Here is a 25,546-nt window from a genome sequence, read left to right as displayed (position 1 = left end):
GTCAGCTGGTGCCTTTGGAGGACAGGTGTGCGGGCCATCGTCGCCTTATGGGCGTGCCAGATCCTTTTGGATATCTTCTGGTCGTGGACCGCCGCTCGCTGCTGGAGGCCGCCCGTGTCGCCCGCGGGCTGACCCAGGAGGCCGTCGCGCGCCGGTCCGGGACGTCCCAGCCCACGCTCTCGGCGTATGAGCGAGGCACGAAGTCACCGACGCTCGCCGTGGCCGAGCGCATCCTCCACTCCCTCGGATTCGACCTCGGCCTCCAGCCGCGGGTGACCTTCCGCGAGGTCCACGGCGGACGCGGCGGGACCTACCTCGTGCCCGACCAACTCTGGCGCGTCGACCCACCCGCCTGCTTCGCCCCGATCGACGTGCGCGACGCCGATCGAAGCCTGCGCACGTCCGACCTGCTGAACCGCGATGGCCGCATCGATGCTTACGCGTGGCTGCTCACCCACGGCGACGGGGAGCAGCTCTTCAACCATCTCGACGGCGCCCTCCTCGTCGACGCCTGGCCCGACCTCGCCCCACGGCTCCCCGCGGAGCTACGCAACGAATGGCAGCCCCTAGTGCTCACCGCCGGCATGGGCTGGCTCGCCGACGCGCGAGCGGAAAGACAGAACAAGCACAGCAGGTCGGTCGGCGGTCGTGCCCGAGAACGCGCCATCCGCCAGATGGCCAGCCGGGGACTCACGGTTGACGAAATCAGGCGCACGCTTCGCCATCGAGAGCAAAGCTAGAGTCATCGTCGTTGGCTCGTGGCGTCCGTCCGGCCAGCTGAGAGATGGGACTGCGACGCGACCAGATGCGTGCGCCCACGTTTGAAGACTCGCCGTGTCGTCACGCCATGGCGGACGCGTTGGCCCTCTTCGGCGCTGTTTCCAGCTCCGCACCGACGATCAGCGGTCGGGCGAGTTTCACGGCCGTGGGCCTGAGGCGATTCGTCCGCTCAGCCCGGAGTTTGGACCAGGTGGAAGGCCCAGAGCCGTGTCTACGCCCATGTTGGCCCGCAGATCCGCCAAGAGTGCTGCAGGGTCAAGGATCGCGCCAATCATTGCCTCGGACGCAGTCCTTGCTTGCGCTGAGCTTCGTGCCCGATAGATCTCGATCTGTCCGCTGCCTTCGGCAATGAGTCGGGCACAGAGGCCTCGGAGGTAGTACCGGTTGAACTCGCCTTCAGCAAACGTATTCGGTGCGGTGTGAGGCACGGCGGCGACAGTGATGCCGCCACGCGGGGTCTTCTTCTCGTATCGGTCTACGAAAAGCCCGGGCGCCCCCAGCCCCGCGGCCAGCGAATCGTCTGACCCAGTCGTGATCGCGCTGCGGCAAAGCTCGGGATACTCCCGCTTACCCCGTTCGGTGAACCATTTGCTGTAGTACAAGCACTCGTCCGCCACATCTCGTTCGAACTCATCGAGCATGCACCGTCGCGTCGTGTCATCCAGGTTCTCGAGTGCCAGGCCCACACCGAGACCGTACCGCCCGGCGGCAACCGACGATCGGCATTACGGGCACACCGCATACGCGGACGTCAACCTTGGTCGAGATGCTGTGAGCTGGAAACGCAGACGCGATCGCCGAAGTCAGCGGTCGATGTCATCCGTCGACCGAAGTGCTCCGGACGCCTCTTCCTCAGGCTGCGAGACCGGGGCGAACACCTCAAGCCGTTCGACGATGCTTCGCCACTCCTCGACGATCACACGCGGAAGATCGACAAGCCCGCTACGTCCGTGGAGGATGTTCGAGCTCTGATCCATCACGTACGCGCCCAGTCGAAGGAGCTTGTACGCCTCTACGCTCTCGTCGTCGGACACAGCGTCAAGGAGAAAAAGCAATCGATGCTTCGCACGCGACTGCCTACCGCGCACGCTCGGCCGACAGACCTCGTCGAATGCACGTGCCCCCAAGAGCTCGAGGCGGATCCGGAGCTCCATGATCTCTATTCGCAGCTGCGAGCCAAGTGCCAGCGTCATGTCAGATCGCTGTAATCCTCTCGCACGCCTGACGGGCCGCTCGAATCTCGGCTCGTAGCGAATGGATGTCGTGGGCGCCGACTGGTGGATTCCCATGGGACGCGCGGTTCCAGCCAGCTAGGAAGCTCGCTATGAGCTGCTCAGCATCGTCCAGCGCGGTGCTGGCAGACGGGATCGGCGCAACAAGCTGACGAGCACGCTCGATGCGAGCCCGTGTGCGGTCCTCGTTATCCAGCTCGCGCAGGTCTTGATCAGGGTCTCGAGACTGGCGCACTGCCGAGCGGAGGACTAATGAACGCAGCGCGTTGTCGAACGCTTGGCGGCAAAGTCCTCGGACGATGTCGTGCGGCAGTCTGGTCACGCCCTTGGGCTGCGTCTCGACGGTGTCAAGCACACCCAACGCGTCCTCGAGCAGCACCTCCCACATCTCACCCTGTACAACCGAGGTCACTGCACCAGTACTCGCATCCCTCGCAACGCCCCGCACATCGCAATGAGGATCCCGCGCAATGAGATGTTCTTTGAGGCGTTCATCGTGAGTCAGTACGACAACGCGGCGAGATTGCGCCACTTCCGAAATGGTCGCAGCTAGGCGATCGACCCGAACTTGGTCGAAGGCGTGGACCGGGTCGTCGAGCACAAGGAATCTGAATGGCCCACCGTCGGACACTGCGAGCATCGGAGCGAGAAGGAGAGCATTGCGTTGTCCGGCGCTCAGCATCGATAGTTCGAGATCCCTGTCCTGCTGGTCGACCACCCTCAGAGATGCTTGCCGACCCTGAACCCTGATCGATTTCAGGGTGATGCCCACGTCGGCAAGCAGGGACTGAACCTTCAAATTGGTCTGCGCACCCAGCACGTTCGCGCGCTCCGTTCGCAGGCGATTTCGCAGCTTCACGAGCTGAGAGTTCGCAGAAGACCACGTCGACGCCTGAGAAGCTTCAGCGGCGGTCGATCGCCACTCAGAGATGAAGTCATTGATGGCATCTCGTCGTGCATGGCGCCACTGACGAAGGTGGTCGCTCTCGGCAGCAGCGGCCCGGACGGCCTGCTCACAATCCGAAGACACGATCCATGTTGACGCCGCGCTGACGGAGGATCGCAGGTCCGCGGTGATCCGCCCGCCCGCCTGTTCTGCCTCGTCGAGGAAGCGGACAATTGTCGTTTGCCACCAATCAGGCAAGTCCTTCTCGTCATGTCGCGCGGCGAGCACGCCGGCAACATTTCCCAATAGATTGTTCGCCGAGGTACGGAGATTGCCGATCGCACCCCTGCAACGGTCTTGAATCGCCTGGATCTCCACGAGGTCATTCACTGAATCGGTGAGGCGCTCAAGCCACGCGACGTCTGCGGTAGCGCAGACCGGACAGACTTCGCCGGCGTCGTCGAGTACGGCAGCCTCAGCGTGGAGATCCTTCAATGGCCCGGCAAGCTGGGCGTGAAGAGAGGTCTCCGACTCACGCAACTGGGCCAGTTCGCGGTCGGCCGCGGCGGCGAACTCGCGGAGTTCATCGAGAGCCGATGTGCTTACTTCTGGAAGCGTGACGCCCGTTTCTGTTAAGTCCGACCGACGCAGCCAGTCGTCGGGGTCCTCGGAGACCGCCGGCCAGTCCACCGCCGGGAGTTGAGTTCGACCCTCCCGTGCCCGACCTCCATCGACCTGCTCGACGTGGACCTTCGCAGAGCGTAATGCCGAGTCCCATCGCTCGCGCGCTTCGACGGCCGACTTGCTCCTCTGCTCGATCTCCTGGCTCAACGCGTCTAAACAAGACCCGAAAGCAAGCAGCCTCTCGAGAAACTGCTGCAGATTGCGGGCCAACTGCACCTCGCGCTCCACCACGGCATAGGAGAAGACGGGCCGGTATCCGCTTACAGCGGACATCCACCCAGTTTCTGAAAGGTCAACGTCCAGTTCCCTGCCGCCAGCGATCCGCCGGGCCGTCCACCGGGTTGTCTGTCCCGACTGATCAAGGCGGCACTGGATTTCGAGGGTTTCAGTCCCCGACCGCAGGGTCAGTTCGACGATCGCTTCTTGCGCATCTCGGCCACAGTGCTCGCGCTCCCATATAGGTTCATTGCCGCCGCGGCCGTCCAGGGCTGGCTCCCGTATCCGGCCTTGCAGCGCAGTCTCGATCGCGTCCGCGATGCTGGACTTACCTGAACCGTTCGCACCGTGGATGACGGTGATTCCCGGTGCCGGATCAAGCTCGATCTCTAGGAACGGGCCGTCGCCAATACCCTGATAACCCTTGACTCGAATCCGTGTCAGGTACCAAGCGCCGCTAGCCGACGGATCATCCTCCACGCTGGTGCCGCCCGCGAGGCCGATGGCTACGTCAAGGAGCTTCTTCCACCCGTCGCGCGACTCGCCTGCGCGTGCCCTGTCATGGAACTCGGTGATCTTCTCAACCAGCTCCTCGAATGTCACCAAGGAGAGCGCTGCGCTCATCTAAACCCCCGGAATAATCGCGTCGTGAGTCGTCAGCACGCACACGTCCCCCGCACTCGCCCACGCTCCAGAATCACCGTCTCAACCGACGGAGCATCGCGCGATGCGGCGAAGTCCGAAACGTCGCCGCTAGCCCTTGGGCCGGAACTCTAGCCTCTGGTACTCCTCGACGACGCCGTCCGGATGCTCCCTGCGTCCGCGCTCCATCGCGGCGACCTCCCCGATGGTCTGAGGATCCGCAAGTGCGAGCGACCTAGAAACCTGATCCATCGCCTTGACGTCCTCAAAGAGTTCACCGAACACCGCACGTCCCCTTTCTGGACTACTTGCTGCCGACGAGTGGCGACATCGAGATCATCTTCGAACGGCACTGAGGGCAGTAGTTCGGCGTGCCAGTGTCTCGATGGCTCGTCCACTCGTGCTTGCAGTCCTGGCACTTGCAGCGATACCTGATAGTCGGCATGCGAACCCCCGTCGGGTACAAAGTCAAATCTACTTGTGAAATCTACGCGCGTCGGTGCCGGGGCGCCAGGATCTTGTCTAGTCAGGGCCTCTGGCGACAGAGCCCGACCAGACCTGCGGATATGACGGGCGGCGTCGGGCGGCGTCGGGCGGTGTTGGCCGGCGCTCGCCCGACCAGAGCCGACTCGTCCCACGCAGCCCATCCGGCAACCCGGAAACAAGGCCACTGCCTCAACTCGCCATCGCGGCGCTCCCAGACGCGTAACATTTATGCTACGCTCTCGGCGAGGAGTTGAAGACTGATGACGAAGCAGACTGCGTTCTGGGACGACCTGGCCCGTGACCTCGAGGATCCCGAGTTCCTGCGCGAGTACGTCGTCGAGTCCATGCGCATCGCCACGATCGACCAGGTCGTGAACGCCATCGACGACGCCCGCGAGGCTGCGGGACTCTCGAAGGCCGAGCTGGCTCGGGCGATCCAGAAGGAGCCGGCCACGATCCGACGACTTCTGTCGTCCGACAACTCCAACCCGACACTCGGCACCTTGGCGGAGGTCGCAGCAGCCCTCGGCCTGCGGATCACCGTCGAACCGATCCCGAAGGCAGAGCGCGGGCAGATCACTCAGCCCCTGCTTGAGGGCCGCGCGGCAGATCCGAAGAAGCTCGCCCGGCATCTGGACAAGATGCGAACCTCCAAGGCGAAGGTTCTGGCCTGACGTCAGGTCAGTGAACGTGGGTTTCGACCTCGGTACTCGTCACCCAGCCGACGGACGGCGGCATAGTCCGCCTCCGACAAAGTCGTCCTGAACGGCTTGTCCCGGCCATCGATAACGACCAGCAGTGGCTTGTCAACGCCCTCCGCCTCGTAGTCGAGTAGACAGAACAGCCTGTAGTGGTGGCGACCAGGCCCGTCGACCCGAAGCTCGAACCACCCTGTCATGTCGCCCTTCATCGCTTCCCAGTAGCCACCACCAGCGAAGCGCTTCGGAGGCGCGGACGCCACAGCGACCAGCGCCGCCCGCATCGTTGCCCGCACTTTGGCCGGATAGGAGTTGAGAGCCAAGCGTCCAGGCTCCGTTTCGGCGGCGTCGTCCGAGGAGTGTCGCTTGAAGAACACCACCTCATGCGGATCGTCCGGCGAAGGACCAGTGCGCACAGCAGGAGGCTTCGGCTGCGGCTTCGTGCGCTTCCTGCGATCGCGTGGGTCGGGGCTCATTTGTCCTCAATCCTGTCTGGAGCCTCCGACACCAACGCGGAGAGCCGCCGGGCGATCTCGGCATCCCGGTCGGCGGCCGCGTGCTGGTAGCGCATCGCCGCGCCCGGGGTCGAGTGCCCGAGCCGACCCATCAGCTCGGCCAGCGTTGCGCCTGTCTGGGCGGCGAGGACGGCGCCGGTGTGGCGGAGGTCGTGCCAGCGGAGGTCCTCGCGGCCGGCGGCCTTCCGGGCCGGGTAGTAGACCTTGTAGAGCGTCGAGGGAGCCATGTGCAGGTTCTCGTCCGCAGACGCCGGGAAGAGCAACGCGTCCCGGCCGGGTGCGGTGAATGTCTTCAGGTGGTCCTTGACCAGCGGCACCAGGTGCGGCGGGATCGCCACGTCGCGGCTCCCCGCGTCGCTCTTCGGCGGCCCGACGATGAACTTGCCGTCGACGCGCACCACTCCCCTGCGGATCTTCACGCGGCTGGTCCGCAGGTCGATGTCACCGCGGCGCAGCTCGGCCAGCTCGCCGAACCGCATCGCGCACCAGGCCGCCAGTAGCGCCATCAGCTTGTAGCGGTCCGGCAACTCCTCGACGATGACCCTGAGCTCGTCCAGACTCGCCGGCTGCACCTGGTGGGCGCGCTTCGTGCTCCCGGCGCCGCGGATGTGCGCCGGGTTGTACGGGATCCACGGGTGCGGCCGCTCCGAGGCCGCGCTGGCGAAGATGGTGCGCAGCAGGCTGTAGGACTGGGCTCGGATGGTCTCGCGGCCCGGCGCGAGGCCGTCGTACTAGGCGTTGACCGCTTCGTTCGAGATCCGGTCGATGGGTTCGTCGCCGAAGGTCGGCAGGATGAACTTGTCGAGGAGCATGCGGTACTGCCGACGAGTCGTCGGTCGCAGCTCGCGGCCTTTGGTCTTGCGGGTCTCGAGCCAGAGATCGGCGTAGGCACGGAATGTCGGCACGTCACGCTTCCGGGCGCCCCGCGCCGCGACCTCAGGTGCCCAGACCTCCATCTGGATCTCGGCCCGCCGGGCAGACAGCCAGGCGACGGCGTCGTCCTTCGCGTCGAAGGTCACCGGTGCTCGATAGAGGCGCCCGTCGGGACCCGTGTAGGCCGCCCGGTAGCGGCCGTTGTCACGCCTCTCGATGCGCCCGAAACCTCGCCGGGTGCGCACCTTCGCCCGAGACATCTTGTGTCCTCCCAGTATCGCCTTTCGGGGAACAAGAGGGGGATCTCGGGGAATATCGACGTCCAAACACGACCCCGTCTGACCACGTCTGTCAGACCCCGAAAACCGCCTTTGAACTGCGAGTTTACGCTAGATCAGGCGTCATCAGCGAGAGCCGCAAAGACCCGTCTCTCAACAATTCAAACCCAGTATCGCCCACCAGCAGCACCAGGCCCCGGCCCGCGGCGACGCAGGTCGGGGCCTTTCTGCACCCTGCTGCGCAGAGGGCCCACCGAGCGTCATACGCCTCGGTCGTCAGCACGACCACTGCTGATGACGTTGCGCGGGACGTCATCCGGTCCGGCCGCCGGAACTGCCACGTCGCATGACGTCCCGCGGCCACCCGCAGCGCGGCAGGTCCGCGCAGAGACGGCCGCCTGCCGCTGCTGACGCGCGATCTCAGTCGCCCTGCCGCGGCTCGGGGACCTGCAAGGCAGCCTGGTCGTCGGCGACGAACCGCTGGAGCGCCGCGGACGCCTCGCGCATCTTCGCCTCGACCGCGGCGTCGTCGGCGCCCTCGTCGACCAGCGTCTCGAGCTCCTCGACGACGCGGGCGAAGTCCCCCCTCGGATCCCCCATCACCGTGGTGTTCTTCCCCTCACCCGTCAGGGTGAAACGGCGGGGCCCGCGTGGTCAGCGGCGGCGGGCCACGACCCGGTAGAGGTGCGGGTCCTCCCCCTGGTACGGCGACAGCCCGGTGCCCTCCTGCTCCTCGAGGACCTCGAAGCCGAACCGGTGGGCCAGCATCGCGCCGAACGCGGGGCCGTCCTGGTAGCGGCGGTAGTGGCCGCGGTGCACCTTCTCCATCTGGCGGTCCTGCTCGCTGCGGAACTCGGCCGCGAGCACGTCACCGGGCCGCGCCCACTCGTCGATGACCGCGAGCAGCGTGTCCTGGGTCTGCTCGTCGATCGAGTGCAGGAAGAAGCGCAGGTAGAGCAGGACGGGGTCCGCGCCGGCCTCGGCACGCACCGTGCCGAGCGTCTCGGTCAGCGCGGCGGCGTCGGAGACGTCGCACTCGTGGAAGGTGACCTGGCCCTCGAGCCCGAGCTTCGCCGCCTTCGCCTCGGCGTGCGCCACGCCCACGATGGAGCGGTCGATCCCGAAGACGCGGCGGCCGGCGGTGGCGTGCGCGAAGGAGTCGCGCCCCTCGCCGCAGCCGAGGTCGACGACGGTCCGCGGCAGGTCCGCGCGGGCGTCGACGTGGTCGAAGAAGGTGGAGCCGCTGGTGTACTCGGTGTGCTCGTAGAAGTCGGCCCAGTAGACCTCCTGGGTCCACGCCTGCGGCAGGTGCGCGTCGGCGGCCCGGGTGCGGCGGTCCCGCTGCCAGCTGAACCCCGGCTGCGGCTCTCGCCACCCCGTCCCGTACAGCGCCTCGGCCACCAGCTCCGCGCAGTCCGGCAGCAGCGCCCTGCTGCCGGCGAAGTCGATCTCGTGCAGCCCCGTCCAGTCGGCGCGGGTCACGTCGACGACGCCGGCCACGCCGTACGGGAACCGCAGGACGTCCTGGTCGTCGAAGAACGTCGGGAACAGGTCGACGTGGGCGTCGGGGTCACCCTCGATCTCGTTGTGGATCCGCAGGTGCGTGGCGTAGGCCCGCACCCGGAACCCACCCTCGATCAGCGCGAAGGCGATCTCGCGGAGCTCGCGGGCGACCTGGGGGCCCTCGGTGTGCGTGGACACGTAGGACAGGTCGATGTCCGAGTCGTGGCCGATCACCCCGCCCTCGCGGACCGCGCCGAGCAGGGTCCCGTAGATCAGGAAGGCGTCGTAGCCGAACCGCGTGGACACGAACTCACGCACCCGGCCCGCCTGCGTCATGGTGCGCCGCTGCCAGTCGGTGTCGAGGCTCTTGGAGAGCTGGAGCCAGCCGGTGCGGGAGAACACCCAGCCGGCGGCGAGCTTCTCGGACAGGTCGGCCAGCCCGTGGGGACCGTCCTGGGTGGGTCGGTAGACCATGCCGTGCCCGGAGATCGGCAACGGCCGTCCGTCGGCGACGACCGTGATCCGGTCGCGGGTGCCCACGTAGTCCCACAGGTCGTTGACGACGAACCGGAACCGTCGGGCCTCGGCACCCGGCACGCGGCGGTCGGCCGGGTCCGCCACCAGGGTCGTGAGCACGTCGGTCCTGTTGACCCGCAGCGTGACCGGCACCGCGGGTGCACCCTGGGCGACCGCCACCCAGCCCTCGACCCAGGGCGACTTGAACCGCTCGACCATGCCGGTCCGCACGACCGGCGCCGGCTCTGCGGGTGGGATGCGCTGCACGCCGACGCGGCGGGCGACCCGGCCGAGCTGTCGGCGGGCGCGCTCGGAGAGGCCGCGTCGAGGCGATGGTCCGGGTCCGGCAGGCATGGGTCTCCCGACGAGTGAGCACCGGCCGGTCGGTCCGGCCGGGTGGTGGATCAGACAACTATCACGTTCCGCACCGCCAGGTGCTGCCATGATGCGCGGATGGCTGGAGTCGCACCGACCGGTGCCGGTCCCGACCGCGCGATCCGGGTGTTCGTCTCGTCCACGTTCCGCGACATGCAGGCCGAGCGGGAGGAGCTCGTCAAGCGGGTCTTCCCCCAGGTCCGCCGGCTGTGCGAGGAACGCGGAGTGGCGTGGTCGGAGGTCGACCTGCGCTGGGGCGTCACCGACGAGCAGAAGGCCGAGGGCGCGGTCCTGCCGATCTGCCTGGCCGAGATCGACCGGAGCCGGCCCTACTTCCTGGGCCTGCTCGGCCAGCGCTACGGCTGGGTGCCCGAGGAGCTGCCGGAGCACCTGACCGACCAGCTCCCCTGGCTCGGCACGCTGCCCGGCACGTCGGTCACCGAGCTGGAGTTCCTGCACGGGGTGCTCAACGACCCCGAGTCGCAGGGCCACGCGTTCTTCCACCTGCGGGACCCCGCCTGGGTCGACACCCGGCCGCCGGACGAGCAGCTGATCCTCGGCGAGCATCCCTCCGCGGACGAGGTGGCCGCGCTCGGGTCCGCGGACGCCGAGGCCGCTGCCGCCGTACGCCGGCAGCGGCTGGCCGAGCTCCGGCGGCGCGTCCAGGACTCGGGGCACCCGTGCGCGTCGTACGCCGACCCGGCCGACCTCGGCCGCCAGGTGCTGGCCGAGCTCACCGCGCTGGTGGAGCGCCTGTTCCCGGCGGACGAGGTGCCGGACGCCGTGGACCGGGAGGCGGCTGCCCACCGGGCGTTCGGCCTGGCCCGGGCGGCCGGCAGCATCGAGCGGCCGGCGCTCCTCACGCGGCTCGACGCGTTCGCGTCCGGCTCCGAGCCGCCCCTGGTCGTGTCCGGTGGCGCGGGTGCCGACCTGACTCCCCTCGTCGCGACCTGGCTGGAGCGCTGGCGCACCGAGCACCCCGACCACCTCGTCGTCGAGCACCACGTCGGCGCCACCACCGACTCGGCGGACTGGAAGGACCTGGCCGCCCGGCTCGTCACCGCCCTGCGCGGCCGGCAGGACCACGACGGGCCGCCCCTGCCCACGGGCGCCGCACCCCTGCGCGCCGCGCTCTTCGCCGCCCTGGCGCGCGCCGACCGACCCACCGTGGTCCTGGTCGACGGCGCCGACCTCCTGACCGACGTCGACGGCGCACCCGACCTCACCTGGCTGCCGCCGGAGCTGCCGCCCGCCGTGCGGGTCGTCGTCACCACCGCCGGTCCCCGTCCGGTGGACGCGGCCCTGCGGCACGGCTGGCCGGTGGTCGAGGTGCCGCCGCTGGACGCGGCCGAGCGGGCGGCGTACGTCGCCACCTTCCTCGGGCGCTGGTCGAAGGCGCTGGACCCGGTGCACGTCGACACCCTCGCCGCGTCGCCGCACACCGGCGACGCGCTCTACCTGCGCACGGTCCTCGACGAGCTCCGCCAGCACGGCGACCACTTCACCCTCGGCGACGTGATCGCCGGGTACCTGGGCGCCGCGACGCTGGACGACCTGCTCGAGCAGGTCCTCGCCCGCTACGAGCGGGACTTCGAGACCGACCGGCCCGGCCTGGTCGGAGACGCGTTCCGAGCCATCTGGGCCGCCCGGCGGGGCCTCACCGAGCCGGAGCTGCTCGACCTCCTCGGCGGGGCCGAGCCGCTGTCGCACGCGGTCTGGTCGCCGCTGGTGCTCGCCGCCGAGGCCGGGCTGGTGACCCGCTCGGGCCTGCTCGACTTCGCGACCGACGCGCACCGCAAGGCCGTGGAGGACCGCTACCTCGCGACCCCGGAGGAGCGCCGTGCCGCCCACGCCGCGCTGGCGGCGTACTTCTCCCGCCAGCCGCTCGGCCCCCGGGTGGTCGAGGAGCTGGCCTGGCAGCAGCTCGGCGCCGACGACGTGGAGGGGCTGGTCGCGACGATCTCCGACCTGGGCTACCTCGAGGTCGCCTACCCGCAGGCGCCGGCGGACCTGCGGCAGCTCTGGGCCCGCGCGGAGGAGCGCGGCTTCTCCGCCGCCGACGGCTATCGCGCCGTGCTCGACGACCCCGCCTCCCACCCCGACCAGGCCTGGGCGGTGGCCCGGCTGGTGACCGACGCGGGCCACCCGACCGAGGCCCTCGGCATCCACCGCCACCTGGTCGAGGTCTACCGGGCCGGTCCCGCTCCGCGGCTGCGGGGCGCGCTGCTCAACCTGGGCGCGGCCCTCCAGGGCCAGGGCGAGCTGCAGGACGCGGCGGCGGCCCTCGAGGAGGCGGTGACCCTGAGCCGGGCCGCGGGCGACGAGCGGGTCCTGCAGTACGCCGTCGGCAACCTCGCCCGGGTCCGCATCGCTCTCGGCGACCTGGCCGGTGCGCTGCCGCTGGGCGAGGAGGCGCTGGCGCTGGCCCGGGCGTCGGGGGACGCCAGCGATCTCGCCGCCGCGCTGGGCAACCTGGCCGGCGCCCGGCGGTCGGCCGGCGACAGTGCCGGCGCGCTCGCGCTGCTCGAGGAGCAGGAGGAGCTGTGCCGCTCGGTCGGCGACGCGGTCGGGACCGGTCTGGCCCGGGCCGGCAAGGCCAGCGTGCACGCCGACCTCGGCGACCCGCTCGCGGCGCTGGCCGACCTCGAGGCGTGGCGCGCGACGGCCGAGGAGCGGGGCGACCTCACCGGTCAGGTCGAGGCGCTGGTGAGCGAGTCCAGCACCCTGCGCCAGCTCGGTCGGTTCCCCGAGTCTGCCCAGCGCGCGGAGGCCGCCGAGGCGATCGCGCGACGGCTCTCCGACGAGGAGCTCCTGGCCCGCGTGCTGGATGTGCGAGCGCGCGCCGCGATCGACGAGGGCCGGTGGGAGGACGCGCGCCGGCTGGCGTCCGAGGCCGTCCTCACCGCGCGCTCCGGCGCGGTGCGGGCACCGCTCGGGTTCGCGCTCGGGTCGCTCGGCATGGCGCTGCGTGAGCTCGGCGACCTGGCCGGCTCCCGGGACGCCCACACCGAGGAGCTGGCGGTCGCCCGGCGAGCCGGCGACGAGGCCGCGGCCGCCACCGCGCTGGTCAACCTCGCCGCGGTCGACATCGCGGGCAACGACCTCCAGGCGGCCCTGCAGAAGTACGCCGAGGCGGAGCCCGTGCTCCGCGCCCGGGGGCTGGCCATGGCGCTGGTCCCCCTGCTCAACAACCGCTGGCAGGTCCACTCCGTCCTCGGGGACCACGCGGCGGCGATCGCGGACCTCGTGGACTGCGGCGCCCAGTGCGCCGTCTCGGGCGCCGACCAGCAGCGGGTCCAGGTGCTGACCAAGGCGGTCGAGCTGATGTACCAGACCGGTCGGCAGGCGGAGACGGAGCCCGTGTGGACCGCGCTGGCCGAGGCGTGCGCGCGCGTCGAGGACGACGCCGGCCTGCAGCGGGCCCTCGGCGAGCGGGCGATGCTCGTGCTGGCGCGGGGCGACCGGGACGAGGCAGCCCGGCTGCTGGCCGCCCAGGAGGAGATCTGCCGGCGCACCGGTGACCAGGTCGGGCTGGCCGCCTGCGTCGGCAACCAGGCCATCGTGCTCCAGCAGCGAGGCGACCTCGCCGGGGCGCTCGCCCGGCTCGACGAGCAGCTCGCGCTGGCCCGGGCGAGCAACAACGCGCAGGGCGTGCTGGTCGCCACCGCCAACCGCGGGGAGGTGCTCGGCAACCTCGGTCGGGTCCAGGAGGGCCTCGACGCCCTCGGCGAGGCGCGGGCGATGGCGGCCCAGTGGGGCCTCGCCCCGATGGTCCAGCAGCTCGACCAGATGATCGCCGCTCTCCGCGCCCGGCTCGGCTAGCTGCTCGCCGCGACCGTCCGCACGACCTCGTAGCCGGCGCGGGCCAGCATCGGCTGCAGCGCCCCGGCGGCGTCGAGGTTGGCCTCCCGCGCCGCCTGCGGGAGGTCGGACCACGCCACGAGCAGCGGGTTCGTCCGCGCGGCGTCGTCGCGGGTCTCGGCGTACGTCCAGCCGGCCGCGGTGCGGTCGTCGTACCACCGCCGGTGCTCGCGCTCGGCCAGCTGCGCGACCTCGGCGTCGGACAGGGTGACCGCCGGCACGCCCCAGCGGCGCAACGGGGCGAGCTCGCAGCCGAGGGCGGCCAGGTCGCCGACGATGCCGTCGACCCGCCGCCGGCTCAGGTCGCGCTCGTCGTCGCCCAGGTCGGCCCAGGGCCGCTGCAGGCCGGTGCCGGAGCCGCCGTCCGGCAGCCCGGCCAGGTAGTCCTCGTGCACCGCCTCGGCGAGCTGCTCGCGGATGCCACCGTCCACGGATTCGACGGTGCAGGTGCGGTCGAGGAAGGGGAAGACCGAGACCCCCGGGAACGCCCGGGCCGTCCCGCCCCCGACTGACTCCAGCAGCGTGCCCAGGCCTGCGGCCGAGCCCATCCGGACGACGACCCGCGCCTGTCCCGGCGGGAGCCACTGCTGCAGGAAGACCGCGTTGGCCAGGGCCAGCGGCTCGTCGTCGACGACGATGGCCACCCAGGTCGGCGGGCGCTCGGCGAGCAGGCCGGCGAGCGTCTCGACCCCGGCCGCCGAGGGGTGGGCGAGGTCGACGTCGACCACCTCCGTGTCGAACACGTCGGCGACGGCCGGGTGCCGCCGGGTCAGCTCCGCCCAGCGGCCGTCGGCGTGCGCGTCGACCAGGGTGAGCGCGGCCCGCCGGTGACGGTGCAGGTGCGCCCACTGCTGCCCGAGAGCGACGACGAGGCTCCGTCCGAGGCGGCCGAGCCCGATGACCATGACGTGGTCGTCGACGCCGGTGAAGGGCGGGTGCTCCGAGAGCAGCGACCGGGCCGCGCGCTCGTGGAGGCTGAAGTAGCTCAGCCGCATCCCTCCCGCGGCGTCGAGGTCGGTGGCCCGCATGAGGGCGGCCAGCTCGGAGTCGGTGAGCTGCGCGGCGCAGCGCAGCGCCGGACGGCCGCGGGTCGGGGCCGCCGCCACGGACGCCGCGGCGGAGGCGACCCGCACGTTGCGGGCGTCCTCGGGCCCGGCCACCACCAGACGGCGCGCCCGGTCGACCCGCACGCGGGCCAGCGTGCCTGGGTCCGTCGGGTCGCCGACCAGGCCGTGCAGCCGGCCGTCGGCGCTGGTCGCCGCGGAGACCAGGGACTGGTCGGGGTCGACGACCACCACCCGCTCCCCCGCGTCCGCGAACGCGATCGCCAGCCGCTTGCCGACGTCATCGAGGCCGGCGACGACGGTGTGGCCCGACGACCGGCCGATCCGCAGCCGGTTGAGCTCACCGGCGAAGACGACCGAGGCGGTGATGAGCACCGTGCTGAAGGCCATCAGCGGCACGACGAAGCGGCCGACCTGGAGCCGCCAGTTCATGTCGCCGGAGCTGCCGCTGTAGTCGAGGGTCGCGAGCTGCAGGGTGAGGTAGACGGTGTCGAGGGTGGACCGCGGCTCACCGGACTCCCGAGCCTGCTGGAGGAACCCGCCGATCCCCAGGACGATCACCACGACCCAGAGCCCGGCGAGGACGAACCACCGGCCGCGCTGGGTGCGCAGGAACGCGATCACGAGGCCCGCTCCACCGTGACGACCTCGACCCGCCGGCCGGCGGCCCGCGCCGCGGCGACCACCTCGGCGGTGCCGCCCCGCCCCCGTGCCGGTGCTCCGTCCCAGAGCGCGAGCAGGACGTCGCACCGGTCCAGCACGGCAGAGCCCGCGCGGGCGTACGACGCCTCGCGCGACGGGTCGGTGGCGTCGCCCGGCACCACGGTCACCGGGTCCGCGGCCGCGAGCAGGGCGGCGAACTCGGCGCGGGACCCCGGGTCGCGGAAGTCGGTCGCGTAGTCGTCCGCAGGCAGCGGCAGGACCGCCTCGAGCCGGCCGCCGCGCGCCAGCACCCGAGACGCCACGATCCGGTCGGCGCCCTCGGCCAGGCTGGACACCGCGACCGGCGTCGGTCCGCCGGAGCACAGTCGGTCCAGCACCAGGTCGACGGCCGCGGCGACGGCCGCGGGGTCGGCCAGCAGCCGGTGCCCCGACACGCCCACCCGCAGCTCGTCCACGCCCTGGTCGTCCACGCCGGGATTCTGGCAGAGCCGGCGCCTCGACGGGCACCCTCGCGAGCAGGTCCGGACATGGGTGACCCCGGTGGCGTCTCGGGTCACCACCGGGGTCGAGGTCGACTCTAGCCCGGTGGCGGGCCCGAACCGAGGGTCGCGCGGCCCCCTTGAGCGAATCTGGAGGGTGGGGTGGGCGCGGCGGCACGGGACACGGCAGGCTGACGCCATGAGCACGCAGGTGAACGTGGAGAACTTCGTCCGCGCCGAGACCGACACCATGCTGGCGGCGCTGGTCGCCCGGGCCGGAGGCGTCAACCGGTGGACGCACAACCGGCAGCCGACCCCGCTGGACGACCAGCCGGTCATCCGGCAGAACCGGGACACCCTCTACAGCACCGCGGTGGTCGACCTGACCGGCGGCGCCACCCTGACCCTGCCCGACAGCGGTGGCCGCTACCTGTCCGCGATGGTGGTCAACCAGGACCACTACATCAACGCGGTGCTCCACGAGCCCGGGGAGCACCGGCTGACGGTGGCCGAGCACCAGACGCCGTACGTGTGCGTCGCCCTGCGGATCCTGGTCGACCCCGACGACCCCGACGACGTCGCCGCGGTCACCCGGCTGCAGGACGCGGTCGGTCTCGAGGCGGGGTCGGCGACACCGTTCGTCGCACCGGACCACGACCTGGAGAGCCACCAGCGCACCCGCACCGCCCTGCTGACCCTCGCGTCCGGACTCTCCGGCTTCAGCCGCTCCTTCGGCCGGCGTGAGGACGTGGACCCGGTCCGCCACCTGGTCGCGACCGCGGCCGGCTGGGGCGGTCTCCCCGAGGACGAGGCCTACTACCTCAACGTCTCGCCCGGCCTGCCCCCGGGCGCCTACGAGCTCACCGTCCCGGCCGACGTCCCCGTCGACGGGTTCTGGTCGATCTCCCTCTACGACGCCGACGGCTACTTCCCGACCGACGCCGGCGACCGGGTGAGCGTCAACAACATCACCGCACAGCGCGACGACGACGGCGCGGTGACCGTGCGGTTCGGCGGCCCGCCGGACCTGCCCAACCGGCTGCCGACCCCCGAGGGCTGGAACTACCTGCTGCGCTTCTACCGGCCACGACCGGAGATCCGGGACGGGCGCTGGACGATGCCGCCGCTGCACCCCGTCGAGGAGTGACGGCCTTCCGGTCGGAGGGACACCAATCGAACAGGTGTTCTAACCTGGTGGGGTGAGGTGGACCCCCGGCACGCCGCGGCACGTGTGGGTCAACGTGACGTCCGACCCACGGTGGGCACAGCCGGGGCTGGAGCTCACCACACGTGAGGTCCCGGGGCCGCGGGGGTCGCGGCGCGAGTCGTGGACGGTGTCGGCGACGGTCGAACGACCCAGCGGCACCCTCCGGGTGCGCGAGGGCTGGACCCGCGCGGAGCACCTCACCCCCGGCGGCCCGCCGCCCGCCCCCCGGGCCCGCGGCACGTGCTGGTCCGGCTGGGCCCCGACTCGCTCGACGTCCACCCGGGGCTGCTGCTCTTCTGGTGGGGCGTGCCGGCGGTCGACGGCGCCCAGTGGCTGGCGTGGGTGGTCTGGGCGTCCGGCGGCGGCCACCACGAGGTCGAGGCGCACCAGGGCTGGTTGCGCGACGACCAGCTCCGGCCGGTGCCGGAGCTGGTCACCCGGGGCGCCGACGGGGCCGTCAGGCTGGACGGTCCCCCCGGAGGAAGAAGTGGCGCCCCGTCACCGCCGTCGGCACGACCTCGATGAGGTCGTACTTGAGCGTCGGGACCCAGGTCCAGTCGCCGACGTCGGCCAGCCGCTCGGCCTCGTCCTCCTCGAGGTGGCGCAGCCGGCCGCGCACGAGCACCGACCAGGCGTCGGTCTCGTTGAAGCGGTCGATCTCGAGCGCGACCTCGGAGTGCAGCTCGGCGGCCAGCAGCTTCCCGCCGGCGGCCGTGCGGAAGACCAGGCTGCCCTCGACCACGGCGTAGTTGATCGGGATCACGTGGATCTCGTCGACCAGCTGGTAGCCGAGCCGACCGACGCGCTCCTCGCCGAGCCGCGCCCAGCACTCCTCGTCGGACAGCTCGACGACCGGTCGGTCGGCGTCGGGCCACTCGGTCAGCTGGTCTTCGGTCACTTCATCCTCCTCAGGTGCGGCCGACGATCATGACCGGGCCCTCCGCGTGGCGGAGGACGGCTCGGGTCATCGGTCCGAGATGGGCGCCGAGCGGGTGCTCGTCGCGACGGTTGAGCACCAGCAGGTACGACGTCTTGGTCGCACCGACGAGCGCGTCGGCCGGCCGGCGCCACGGCACGTCCACCGTCACGTCCACCGTGTAGAGATCCGGGACCTTGGAGAGGGCGAGCTCGAGCTCGCGCTGCGCCTCGTGACGCCAGTGGTCGCGGGTGCTGTTGCTGAAGCCCAGGTCCTGGTACTGCTCCGCGAGCCACGCGGCGTGCAGGACGACCAGCCGCCGGCCGGCGTCGCGGGCGTAGACCAGCGCCGTCTCGACCTGGTCCTGCGCGTCGAGCGGACGGTCCACGCCGACGGTGACCGGGAGCGCCGCCTCGTCGTACTTGTGCCGCCAGCCCTCCGGCACGACGATGACCGGCGTCGCGGTGTGCGTGGCCACCCTCGTCGTCACCGACATGGTCAGCAGCCGCTCGGCCCAGCCGGTGTCGCGCCGCTCCATGATCAGCAGCTCGCAGTCCGCGGCCCGGACGGCGATGGTGCCGGCCACCGGGCCGGTGGCGAGCTCCGTGGTCATCGGCGCCCGGCCGTCCAGCCGGGTCCGCAGCCGCTCGGCGGCGTCTCGCAGCACGTCGGTCCCGACCCGGGTCAGGGTCCGGTCCAGGGAGTCGACCTGCTGCACGGCCGACGGCGCGGAGCGGATCGAGTGCACCACGTGCAGGAGCAGGACGCCGGTGCGCCGGCGGACCGCCTCGCAGGCGGCGAGGTCGAGAGCGCCGTCGTGTGCCCCGTCCGGACCGACCGCGACGAGGACGCCGTACTCGGTGTCGGTCATGTCGTCACTCCCCCTCGGTCGGCGTCGCCGGATGCTTCTCGCGCGGGGCCGTCACGGGCGCGACCACCCGCACCGGGCACGCCGCCGTGCGCAGGACGGTGCGCGCGGTGCTGCCGAGGTGGATCGAGGGCGGTACGCCGTGGGCGCGGCGCACCACCACGACGAGGTCCGCCTCGTGGGAGGCCTCGGCGAGCGCGTGGCCGGGACGGTCGTGGACGATCCGCACCTCGACCTTGACGTCGGGGTGTGCCTCCCGGTGCGGACGCAGCAGGCCCTCCATCTCGACGGTGGCCTCCTGGCGCCACTGGTCGACCGCCACCCGGGACTCGACGATGTCGTCGTAGGCGGTCGGCAGCTTCCAGGCGTGCAGCACGACCAGCGCGGCCTGCCGCTCGGCCGCGACGGCGAACGCGTCGTCGAGCAGCTCCGACGCGTGCGCCGACGCCTTCACACCGACCACGACGACCGGTTCGGCGTCGTCAGGACGCGGCTGCCACTCCGCGGGGACCTCGACGACGGGAAGCTGCGCGCGGGCGGCCACGCCGGCGGCGGTGTCGCCGTGCAGGAGGCGCTGCGGCAGCGGCCGGCCGTCCCGGCCGACCACGAGCACGCGGGCACCCTGTGCGGCGCGGAGCAGCTCGGCCGGGCGGTTGCCGTGGTGCAGCCAGCCGTCGACCTCCAGGTCGGGGGCGAGCTCCCGGGCGATGGCCTCGGCGGACCGCAGGATCTCGGTGCCGGTCTCGGTGAACTCGGCCGCGGTGAGCGGGACCATCGGGGCGATGCTGAGGTAGTCGGGGACGACATGGACCAGCTTCAGCCCGGTGCCGAGGCGCCGGGCCTCGGCCACCGCGAAGCGCAGGGCACCCAGGTTGGCCGCGGATCCGTCGACGCCGAGGACGACGAGGTCGGACTCGTGGGGACGTGTTGTCATGGTGAGCTCCTTCCTCCACCTCCATGCTCGGACCGGGGTGTCACCCCCGTCAGGGCCGCCCGCCCGCGGGACCCGGGACCTTGGTCACGGCCGGGGAGGACCTGACTCTCTGTGCGGCTCCGGGGCCGCAGGACACGGTGTGGACATGAGCACCGACAAGGTCGCCACCCTGGTGGCGTACGACTGCTGGGCGCTCCTCGAGGGGGCCGACATCGCGCGCGTCGCGTGGCAGGCCGGTGACGAGATCCAGCTCGTGCCCGTCAACTACACGGTCGCCGACGGCGGTCTGTGGTTCCGGACCGATCCGGGGACCGCGCTGGCCCGAGGCACCGCGGGGCGCCCGGTCGTCGTCGAGGTCGACCAGGTCGACCCCGTCACCCGGGACGGGTGGAGCGTCGTCGTCCGCGGCACCGCTGAGCTCGTCGACGTCCTCGACGCGCCCGACATGCTCGTCGAGATGACCGTGTGGCCGGCCGGCACCGACAGCGTGTTCGTGCGGGTCGACGCGGAGCGGCTGACCGGTCGGCGGCTGTGGGGCTCCGGCACGACCGACGCGTCGACCCCTGCCCTGTCCGACCGCCCGACCGCCCGACCGCTGGAGGTTCGTGATGCTCGTCCGTGACCTGATGACGCCCGACCCGGTGACCGTCACCGCGGAGGCCACCGTGAAGGAGGCCCTCTCGCAGCTGGCGCGCCTGGGCATCACCTCGATGCCGGTCGTCGACGAGCACCACCACCTGTGCGGGATCGTCAGCGAGGCCGACCTGATCCGCGACCTCGTCGCGCGCGACCCCCGGGCGCAGGAGCGCCCGGTCGAGGTCGAGCCCCTCTACGCGCCGCACACCGTGGACGAGGTCTACACCCGGTCGGCGGCCTCGGTGCGCATCGACGACGACGTGGCGACCGCCGTGGAGACGATGACCGCCCTGTCGGCCAAGAGCCTCCCGGTCGTCGACGTCCGTGGTCGGCTGGTCGGGGTGCTCAGCCGCAGCGACGTCGTGCAGGCCCTCGCCCGCGCGGACGAGGTCATCGCCGCCGACATCGACGAGGTCCTCGCCTCCCTCGGGCACACCGACTGGCTGGTCGAGGTCGACGACGGCGTCGTGTCCGTCTCCGGGCCGAGCGGCCCGGCGGAGCACTCCCTGGCCCACGTCGTCGCCCGCACGGTCCCCGGCGTCGTCGAGGTGCGGGTGGAGTGAGGGGACCCGCAGCGACCGCCACGCGCCGTTAGCGGGGGCCGGCCACCCGCCGGGCCAGCGCCGCGATGTCGGCGGGGCCCGTGCCGCAGCACCCGCCGACGAGCTCGGCGCCCGCCGAGACCCACTCGTCCACGAGCGCGAGGTCCACGGCGTCGGCGTACTCCCACCGCTTCGCGGACGCGTCCCAGTGACCGCCCCGGTTCGGGTAGGCCACGGCCGGCAGCCCGGTCGCGGCGACCGCCGACCGGACCGCACCGAGCACGTCCTCCTGCGCCGAGCAGTTGACGCCCGCCGCGACCAGCACCCGGCAGCCGCCGAGCACCGCGTAGGCCTCGGCGACCGGCTGGCCCGCGCACGTGGCGCTCCCCCGCACCGAGTAGCTGAACCACGCCGGCAGGCCGACCTCCTCCAGCAGCGGCACCAGGACCGCCGCCTCGTCGAGGTCCGGGATCGTCTCGACCGCCAGCAGGTCGGGGCCGGCCGCGGCGAGCAGCTCCAGGCGGCGGCGGTGGAAGTCGCGCAACCTGCGGGCCGGCACCCCGTAGCGGCCGCGGTACTCCGACCCGTCGGCCAGGAAGGCGCCGTACGGCCCCACCGAGGCCGCCACCCGCAGGCCGGGCCGCTCGTCGGCCACCTCGCCCACCACCTCGCCCGACACCTCGCCCGACACCTCGTCACGGGCCTGCCGGGCCAGCGAGACGCTGCGCGCCACGAGTCGGGCGGCGTCGGCGGGGTCGATGCCGGCCGCCGTGAAGCCCTCCACGCTGGCCTGGTAGCTCGCGGTCGTGGCGACCTGAGCACCGGCGCGGTAGAAGGCGCGGTGGGCGGCCACCACCCGCTCCGGCTCGTCGGCCAGCAGGCGGGCGGTCCACAGCGACCCGGACAGGTCCGCACCCTGCTCCTCGAGCGCGGTCGACAGGCCGCCGTCCAGCACCACCACCCGACGTCTCACGCGGGACATCGTGCCCGATCGGCTCAGGGCGCGGAGGAGAGCCTCCGAGCCGCGGTGACCCGTACGCGGTGGAGGGACCGCGGGGTGGCCAGCAGCACCGGGCAGTCCGCCTCGCGCAGCACGGCACGGGCGATCGGGCCCAGGTGGGACCCCGAGGGCAGCAGGCTGTTGTGCCGCCCGACGACGACGAGGTCGGCTCGGTGCGAGGCGTCGATCAGGGCCTCCCCCGCCTGGGCGTTGCGGACGTGCACCTCCACGGCGACGTCCTGGTACGCCGCACCGACCTGCTCGAGCACACGCTGGAGGTCCTCCTCGACCCGCTGGGCCCAGGAGGGGTCGGTCACGTGGGTCTGCGGCGGGTGCCACGAGGTGCACAGCACCAGCAGCCGGGCCTGGCGGTCGCGGGCCGCGGCGAACGCGGCCTCGAGCACGTCGGTCCGCTTCTCGGGCTCGTCGACGCCCGCGACGACGGTGGCCTGGCCGCCCGCGGGGGCCTGCCAGCCCTCGGGGACCGAGACGACGGGCGTGTCCACGCGTGCGCCGATGCCGCCGGTGACCGAGCGGACGTAGGGGTGGGTGCGCCGCGACTCGGGGCAGCGACCGACGACGACGAGGTCGGCGCCGCGGGAGGCCTCGGTGACGACCGCCACCGGCGCTCCGGGCACCAGGCCCGAGGTCACCAGCCCGAGCTCGCCGAGCCGGGCCGACGCGGTGCGGACGGCGGTCGCGAGCAGGTCGCTCCCGTCGACGGCAGCCTGCGGGTCGTGCGGGTCGACCGCGTGCACGAGGTGCAGGGTGCGGTGCCGGCGCAGCGCCTCGCCCGCGCCGAACTCGATGGCGGCGTCCGTCCCGTGGCCGCCGACCGCGACGACGACGGCGCCGGGCGTGGTGTCCATGACAGCCTCCCTGGGGTCGCTCCCACCGTCCGCCGCACGCTCGCGCGAGCACAGGGACCATCGGCCCCATTCGTGGGGTCCCCGGTCATCGTCGGCCCCGCGACCCTCGCCCTGGACCGGCCCACGGGTGCAGGCTCACCTCATGGCCTACGTCTACGACTTCACGCAGGGGAACAAGGACCAGAAGGATCTCCTGGGCGGGAAGGGGGCCAACCTCGCCGAGATGACCAACCTCGGCCTGCCGGTGCCCCCCGGCTTCACCATCTCCACCGACGCCTGCCGCGCGTTCCTCGCGGCCGGCACGGAGCCCGACGGGCTCGAGGAGGAGGTCGACGCCCAGCTGCGGGCGCTCGAGGCGCGGATGGGGCGCCGTCTCGGCGACGCCGCCGACCCGCTGCTGGTGTCGGTGCGCTCCGGTGCCAAGTTCTCGATGCCGGGGATGATGGAGACGGTGCTCAACGTCGGGCTGAACGACGAGTCCGTCGTAGGGCTCGCCACCCGCAACGGCGACGAGCGGTTCGCCACCGACTCCTACCGCCGGCTCCTGCAGATGTTCGGCAGCACCGTCCTCGGGGTGGACAGCGAGGCGTTCGGCGACCGGCTGGACGAGCTGAAGGCCGCACGCGGCGTGGCCTCGGACGCCGAGCTGACGGCCGAGGACCTGCGCGGGCTCGTCGAGGACTTCAAGGTCATCATCCGCGAGCACACCGGCGCGGACTTCCCGCAGGACCCGCGCGAGCAGCTGCGTCGTGCGATCCGCTCGGTCTTCGAGTCCTGGAACACGCCCCGTGCTGCGCTCTACCGCCGCCAGGAGCGGATCCCCGACGACCTCGGCACCGCCGTCAACGTGCAGGCCATGGTGTTCGGCAACCGCGGCGAGACGTCCGGCTCCGGGGTCTGCTTCACCCGGGACCCGGCGACCGGCGAGCCCGGGGTGTACGGCGACTACCTGCCCAACGCCCAGGGCGAGGACGTGGTCGCGGGCATCCGCAACACCATCCCGCTGGCCGAGCTGGCCCGGCTGGACCGGGCGTCCTACGACTCGCTCCTCGCGATCATGGAGCAGCTCGAGCGCCACTACCTCGACATGTGCGACATCGAGTTCACCATCGAGGAGGGCAGGCTCTGGATGCTGCAGACGCGGGTCGGGAAGCGGACCGCGGAGGCGGCGGTCCGCATCGCCTGCGAGATGGTGGCGGAGGACTACATCGACCGCGACGACGCCCTGCTGCGCGTCAGCGGGCACCAGCTGATCGCCCTGATGTTCCCGCGCTTCGCCCCCGACCCGGACCGGCACCCGGTCGCGACCGGCATGAACGCGTCGCCCGGTGCCGCCGTCGGCCGGGCGGTCCTCGACACCGAGACCGCGGTCGCCTGGGCCGAGCGCGGCGAGGCCGTGATCCTGGTCCGCAAGGAGACCAACCCCGACGACCTCGCCGGCATGCTCGCCGCGCAGGGGGTGCTCACCAGCCGCGGCGGCAAGACGTCCCACGCGGCGGTCGTCGCGCGCGGCATGGGTCGCACGTGCGTGTGCGGCGCCGAGGCGATCGAGATCGACCTCGTCAACCGGCGGTTCCAGGTGCGCGGCGGACCGGTCGTCGAGGAGGGCGACATGATCTCCATCGACGGCACCACCGGAGAGGTCTTCCTCGGCGCCGTGCCGGTCAGCGACCCCGACGTGGTCCGGCGGCTGGAGGGCGAGGAGGTGGACGACCCGGTCGCCGTCTCGGTCGCGCGGCTCCTCGGCCACGCCGACGGCATCCGACGGCTCGGCGTCCGCGCGAACGCCGACACCCCCGAGGACGCCCGGCGGGCGCGGCGGTTCGGCGCCGAGGGCATCGGGCTGTGCCGGACCGAGCACATGTTCCTCGGCGAGCGTCGGCACCTCATCGAGCGGCTGATCGTCGCCGACGACGAGGCCGAGCGCCAGGAGGCCCTGGAGAAGCTGGAGCCGCTCCAGCGCCAGGACTTCGGGGAGATCCTCGAGGCCATGGACGGGCTGCCGGTCACGGTGCGGCTGATCGACCCGCCCCTCCACGAGTTCCTGCCGGACCTCACCGACCTCGAGGTCCGGGTCGCGCTCGAGGACGAGCGGCACGAGGAGGATCGCCGCGACCACGTGCTGCTCGAGCACGTGCGCCGCCTGCACGAGCACAACCCGATGCTGGGGCTGCGCGGGGTCCGCCTGGGCATCGTCATCCCCGGCCTGTTCCACATGCAGGCCCGGGCGATCGCGTCCGCCATGGCGGACCGGATCGAGGCCGGCGGCGACCCGCGCCCGGAGATCATGGTGCCGCTGGTCGTCCACGAGCGTGAGCTGACGCTGGTGCGCGGGGAGCTCGAGAAGGTGATCGGCGAGGTGTCGGCCGACCGCGGCCTCGACCTGCATATCCCGATCGGCACGATGATCGAGCTTCCCCGGGCGGCGCTGCTCGCCGACCGCATCGCCGCGACCGCCGACTTCTTCTCCTTCGGCACCAACGACCTGACCCAGACGGTCTGGGGCTTCTCCCGCGACGACGTGGAGGCGGCCTTCCTGCCGGCCTACCGCGACCGCGGCGTCTTCCCCGTCTCGCCGTTCGAGTCGATCGACGTCGACGGCGTGGGCAAGCTCGTCGAGATCGGGTCGCGGCTGGGCCGGGAGACCAAGCCGGGGCTGCACGTCGGTGTCTGTGGCGAGCACGGCGGCGACCCGGAGTCGATCCGGTTCTTCGCCGAGGCCGGGATCGACTACGTGTCCTGCTCCCCCTTCCGCGTCCCGGTGGCCCGGTGGGAGGCGGCCCGGGCGGTCCTGGCCCGCGACTGACCGGGCCGGCGCGGGCC

24 protein-coding genes are annotated in these 25,546 nt (G+C 71.9%); 8 read left to right on the top strand and 16 right to left on the bottom strand.

All coding sequences use genetic code 11. The features are described from left to right. Nucleotides 1–83: 83 nt before the first annotated feature. Nucleotides 84–740, top strand: coding sequence for a helix-turn-helix domain-containing protein (locus ACILRH_RS05735; RefSeq protein WP_395691494.1), 657 nt, complete (start codon nt 84–86; stop codon nt 738–740). 177 nt (nt 741–917) lie between these two features. On the opposite strand, the gene ACILRH_RS05730 is transcribed toward ACILRH_RS05735, so the two are convergent. The 4 genes from ACILRH_RS05730 to ACILRH_RS05715 all read right to left on the bottom strand — a co-directional run bounded on the left by ACILRH_RS05730 (nt 918) and on the right by ACILRH_RS05715 (nt 4,725). Further along, complete coding sequence (locus ACILRH_RS05730) at nt 918–1,466, bottom strand: hypothetical protein (RefSeq protein ID WP_395691492.1); 549 nt, start codon at nt 1,464–1,466, stop codon at nt 918–920. Between the two features lie 117 nt (nt 1,467–1,583). Continuing rightward, on the bottom strand, nt 1,584–1,973 hold the full coding sequence (locus tag ACILRH_RS05725; protein ID WP_395691490.1) for a hypothetical protein: 390 nt from the start codon (nt 1,971–1,973) through the stop codon (nt 1,584–1,586). Nucleotide 1,974: 1 nt separating this feature from the next. After that, nucleotides 1,975–4,422, bottom strand: coding sequence for an AAA family ATPase (locus ACILRH_RS05720; protein WP_395691488.1), 2,448 nt, complete (start codon nt 4,420–4,422; stop codon nt 1,975–1,977). Between the two features lie 129 nt (nt 4,423–4,551). After that, nucleotides 4,552–4,725 (bottom strand): hypothetical protein, encoded by a 174-nt coding sequence (locus ACILRH_RS05715; protein ID WP_395691486.1) that lies wholly within the window; start codon nt 4,723–4,725, stop codon nt 4,552–4,554. 461 nt (nt 4,726–5,186) lie between these two features. On the opposite strand from ACILRH_RS05715, the gene ACILRH_RS05710 reads away from it, so the two are divergent. Beyond that, nucleotides 5,187–5,600 (top strand): DNA-binding protein, encoded by a 414-nt coding sequence (locus tag ACILRH_RS05710; RefSeq protein WP_395691485.1) that lies wholly within the window; start codon nt 5,187–5,189, stop codon nt 5,598–5,600. A 2-nt stretch (nt 5,601–5,602) separates the two neighbouring features. Here ACILRH_RS05710 and ACILRH_RS05705 read toward each other — a convergent pair whose 3' ends face one another. Both ACILRH_RS05705 and ACILRH_RS05700 read right to left on the bottom strand, forming a co-directional pair. Further along, nucleotides 5,603–6,004 carry a hypothetical protein gene (locus ACILRH_RS05705; RefSeq protein WP_395691483.1) on the bottom strand — a complete coding sequence of 134 codons (402 nt, stop codon included), beginning with the start codon at nt 6,002–6,004 and terminating at the stop codon, nt 5,603–5,605. 92 nt (nt 6,005–6,096) lie between these two features. Continuing rightward, nucleotides 6,097–6,666, bottom strand: coding sequence for a tyrosine-type recombinase/integrase (locus ACILRH_RS05700; protein ID WP_395691481.1), 570 nt, complete (start codon nt 6,664–6,666; stop codon nt 6,097–6,099). Between the two features lie 10 nt (nt 6,667–6,676). Here ACILRH_RS05700 and ACILRH_RS05695 point away from each other — a divergent pair, with 10 nt between their 5' ends. Beyond that, entirely contained in the window at nt 6,677–6,826 is a 150-nt protein-coding gene (locus ACILRH_RS05695; RefSeq protein WP_395691480.1) for a hypothetical protein, read from the top strand. 44 nt (nt 6,827–6,870) lie between these two features. Here the strand turns inward: ACILRH_RS05695 and ACILRH_RS05690 are convergent, their stop codons facing one another. The 3 genes from ACILRH_RS05690 to ACILRH_RS05680 form a co-directional block, all read right to left on the bottom strand. Further along, nucleotides 6,871–7,158 (bottom strand): hypothetical protein, encoded by a 288-nt coding sequence (locus tag ACILRH_RS05690; protein ID WP_395691478.1) that lies wholly within the window; start codon nt 7,156–7,158, stop codon nt 6,871–6,873. A 552-nt stretch (nt 7,159–7,710) separates the two neighbouring features. Continuing rightward, the gene (locus ACILRH_RS05685; RefSeq protein ID WP_395691477.1) at nt 7,711–7,890 is read right to left on the bottom strand and encodes a hypothetical protein; all 180 of its coding nucleotides are present in this window, start codon (nt 7,888–7,890) and stop codon (nt 7,711–7,713) included. A gap of 54 nt (nt 7,891–7,944) precedes the next feature. Beyond that, the gene (locus tag ACILRH_RS05680; RefSeq protein ID WP_395691476.1) at nt 7,945–9,663 is read right to left on the bottom strand and encodes a methyltransferase domain-containing protein; all 1,719 of its coding nucleotides are present in this window, start codon (nt 9,661–9,663) and stop codon (nt 7,945–7,947) included. Nucleotides 9,664–9,762: 99 nt separating this feature from the next. On the opposite strand from ACILRH_RS05680, the gene ACILRH_RS05675 reads away from it, so the two are divergent. Beyond that, complete coding sequence (locus tag ACILRH_RS05675; protein ID WP_395691474.1) at nt 9,763–13,506, top strand: tetratricopeptide repeat protein; 3,744 nt, start codon at nt 9,763–9,765, stop codon at nt 13,504–13,506. Here the strand turns inward: ACILRH_RS05675 and ACILRH_RS05670 are convergent. Continuing rightward, entirely contained in the window at nt 13,503–15,233 is a 1,731-nt protein-coding gene (locus tag ACILRH_RS05670; protein ID WP_395691472.1) for an NAD-binding protein, read from the bottom strand. The genes ACILRH_RS05675 and ACILRH_RS05670 overlap by 4 nt on opposite strands. After that, nucleotides 15,230–15,742 (bottom strand): hypothetical protein, encoded by a 513-nt coding sequence (locus ACILRH_RS05665; RefSeq protein ID WP_395691470.1) that lies wholly within the window; start codon nt 15,740–15,742, stop codon nt 15,230–15,232. Before ACILRH_RS05665 ends, ACILRH_RS05670 begins: the two co-directional genes overlap by 4 nt. 208 nt (nt 15,743–15,950) lie before the next feature. Between ACILRH_RS05665 and ACILRH_RS05660 the strand changes: the two genes are divergently transcribed. Further along, a complete protein-coding gene (locus ACILRH_RS05660; protein WP_395691469.1) occupies nt 15,951–16,898 on the top strand; it encodes a DUF1214 domain-containing protein in 948 nt (315 codons plus the stop codon). Nucleotides 16,899–17,415: 517 nt separating this feature from the next. Here the strand turns inward: ACILRH_RS05660 and ACILRH_RS05655 are convergent. The 3 genes from ACILRH_RS05655 to ACILRH_RS05645 are packed head-to-tail and all read right to left on the bottom strand — an operon-like array spanning nt 17,416 to nt 19,676. Further along, nucleotides 17,416–17,856, bottom strand: coding sequence for a pyridoxamine 5'-phosphate oxidase family protein (locus ACILRH_RS05655; protein WP_395691467.1), 441 nt, complete (start codon nt 17,854–17,856; stop codon nt 17,416–17,418). A 10-nt stretch (nt 17,857–17,866) separates the two neighbouring features. Beyond that, nucleotides 17,867–18,745 carry a universal stress protein gene (locus ACILRH_RS05650; RefSeq protein ID WP_395691465.1) on the bottom strand — a complete coding sequence of 293 codons (879 nt, stop codon included), beginning with the start codon at nt 18,743–18,745 and terminating at the stop codon, nt 17,867–17,869. Between the two features lie 4 nt (nt 18,746–18,749). Further along, nucleotides 18,750–19,676 (bottom strand): universal stress protein, encoded by a 927-nt coding sequence (locus tag ACILRH_RS05645; protein WP_395691463.1) that lies wholly within the window; start codon nt 19,674–19,676, stop codon nt 18,750–18,752. Nucleotides 19,677–19,821: 145 nt separating this feature from the next. Between ACILRH_RS05645 and ACILRH_RS05640 the strand changes: the two genes are divergently transcribed. Further along, a complete protein-coding gene (locus tag ACILRH_RS05640) occupies nt 19,822–20,298 on the top strand; it encodes a pyridoxamine 5'-phosphate oxidase family protein (RefSeq protein WP_395691461.1) in 477 nt (158 codons plus the stop codon). Further along, entirely contained in the window at nt 20,285–20,875 is a 591-nt protein-coding gene (locus ACILRH_RS05635) for an HPP family protein (RefSeq protein WP_395691460.1), read from the top strand. Before ACILRH_RS05640 ends, ACILRH_RS05635 begins: the two co-directional genes overlap by 14 nt. 28 nt (nt 20,876–20,903) lie before the next feature. On the opposite strand, the gene mmuM is transcribed toward ACILRH_RS05635, so the two are convergent. Together mmuM and ACILRH_RS05625 are read right to left on the bottom strand one after the other, a co-directional pair. Beyond that, nucleotides 20,904–21,827 carry a homocysteine S-methyltransferase gene (mmuM, locus tag ACILRH_RS05630; RefSeq protein ID WP_395691459.1) on the bottom strand — a complete coding sequence of 308 codons (924 nt, stop codon included), beginning with the start codon at nt 21,825–21,827 and terminating at the stop codon, nt 20,904–20,906. A gap of 23 nt (nt 21,828–21,850) precedes the next feature. Next, the gene (locus tag ACILRH_RS05625; RefSeq protein ID WP_395691458.1) at nt 21,851–22,723 is read right to left on the bottom strand and encodes a universal stress protein; all 873 of its coding nucleotides are present in this window, start codon (nt 22,721–22,723) and stop codon (nt 21,851–21,853) included. 142 nt (nt 22,724–22,865) lie between these two features. Here ACILRH_RS05625 and ppdK point away from each other — a divergent pair, with 142 nt between their 5' ends. After that, nucleotides 22,866–25,529, top strand: coding sequence for a pyruvate, phosphate dikinase (gene ppdK / locus ACILRH_RS05620; RefSeq protein WP_395691456.1), 2,664 nt, complete (start codon nt 22,866–22,868; stop codon nt 25,527–25,529). Nucleotides 25,530–25,546 lie beyond the last annotated feature (17 nt).

Source organism: Nocardioides sp., assembly GCF_044226765.1.
Classification (GTDB): Bacteria; Actinomycetota; Actinomycetes; order Propionibacteriales; family Nocardioidaceae; genus Nocardioides.
This window is presented reverse-complemented; position numbering and strand designations above follow the sequence as displayed.

What these genes read in the sequence shown, in the direction of transcription:
- ACILRH_RS05640 (WP_395691461.1), top strand. Translation starts at nt 19,822, where the DNA reads ATGAGCACCGACAAGGTCGCCACCCTGGTGGCGTACGACTGCTGGGCG.
- ppdK (WP_395691456.1), top strand. Translation starts at nt 22,866, where the DNA reads ATGGCCTACGTCTACGACTTCACGCAGGGGAACAAGGACCAGAAGGAT.
- ACILRH_RS05720 (WP_395691488.1), bottom strand. Translation starts at nt 4,422, where the DNA reads ATGAGCGCAGCGCTCTCCTTGGTGACATTCGAGGAGCTGGTTGAGAAG.
- ACILRH_RS05685 (WP_395691477.1), bottom strand. Translation starts at nt 7,890, where the DNA reads ATGGGGGATCCGAGGGGGGACTTCGCCCGCGTCGTCGAGGAGCTCGAG.
- ACILRH_RS05680 (WP_395691476.1), bottom strand. Translation starts at nt 9,663, where the DNA reads ATGCCTGCCGGACCCGGACCATCGCCTCGACGCGGCCTCTCCGAGCGC.
- ACILRH_RS05710 (WP_395691485.1), top strand. Translation starts at nt 5,187, where the DNA reads ATGACGAAGCAGACTGCGTTCTGGGACGACCTGGCCCGTGACCTCGAG.
- ACILRH_RS05725 (WP_395691490.1), bottom strand. Translation starts at nt 1,973, where the DNA reads ATGACGCTGGCACTTGGCTCGCAGCTGCGAATAGAGATCATGGAGCTC.
- ACILRH_RS05675 (WP_395691474.1), top strand. Translation starts at nt 9,763, where the DNA reads ATGGCTGGAGTCGCACCGACCGGTGCCGGTCCCGACCGCGCGATCCGG.
- ACILRH_RS05625 (WP_395691458.1), bottom strand. Translation starts at nt 22,723, where the DNA reads ATGGACACCACGCCCGGCGCCGTCGTCGTCGCGGTCGGCGGCCACGGG.
- ACILRH_RS05650 (WP_395691465.1), bottom strand. Translation starts at nt 18,745, where the DNA reads ATGACCGACACCGAGTACGGCGTCCTCGTCGCGGTCGGTCCGGACGGG.
- ACILRH_RS05660 (WP_395691469.1), top strand. Translation starts at nt 15,951, where the DNA reads ATGAGCACGCAGGTGAACGTGGAGAACTTCGTCCGCGCCGAGACCGAC.
- ACILRH_RS05695 (WP_395691480.1), top strand. Translation starts at nt 6,677, where the DNA reads ATGACCCTGAGCTCGTCCAGACTCGCCGGCTGCACCTGGTGGGCGCGC.
- ACILRH_RS05635 (WP_395691460.1), top strand. Translation starts at nt 20,285, where the DNA reads ATGCTCGTCCGTGACCTGATGACGCCCGACCCGGTGACCGTCACCGCG.
- ACILRH_RS05645 (WP_395691463.1), bottom strand. Translation starts at nt 19,676, where the DNA reads ATGACAACACGTCCCCACGAGTCCGACCTCGTCGTCCTCGGCGTCGAC.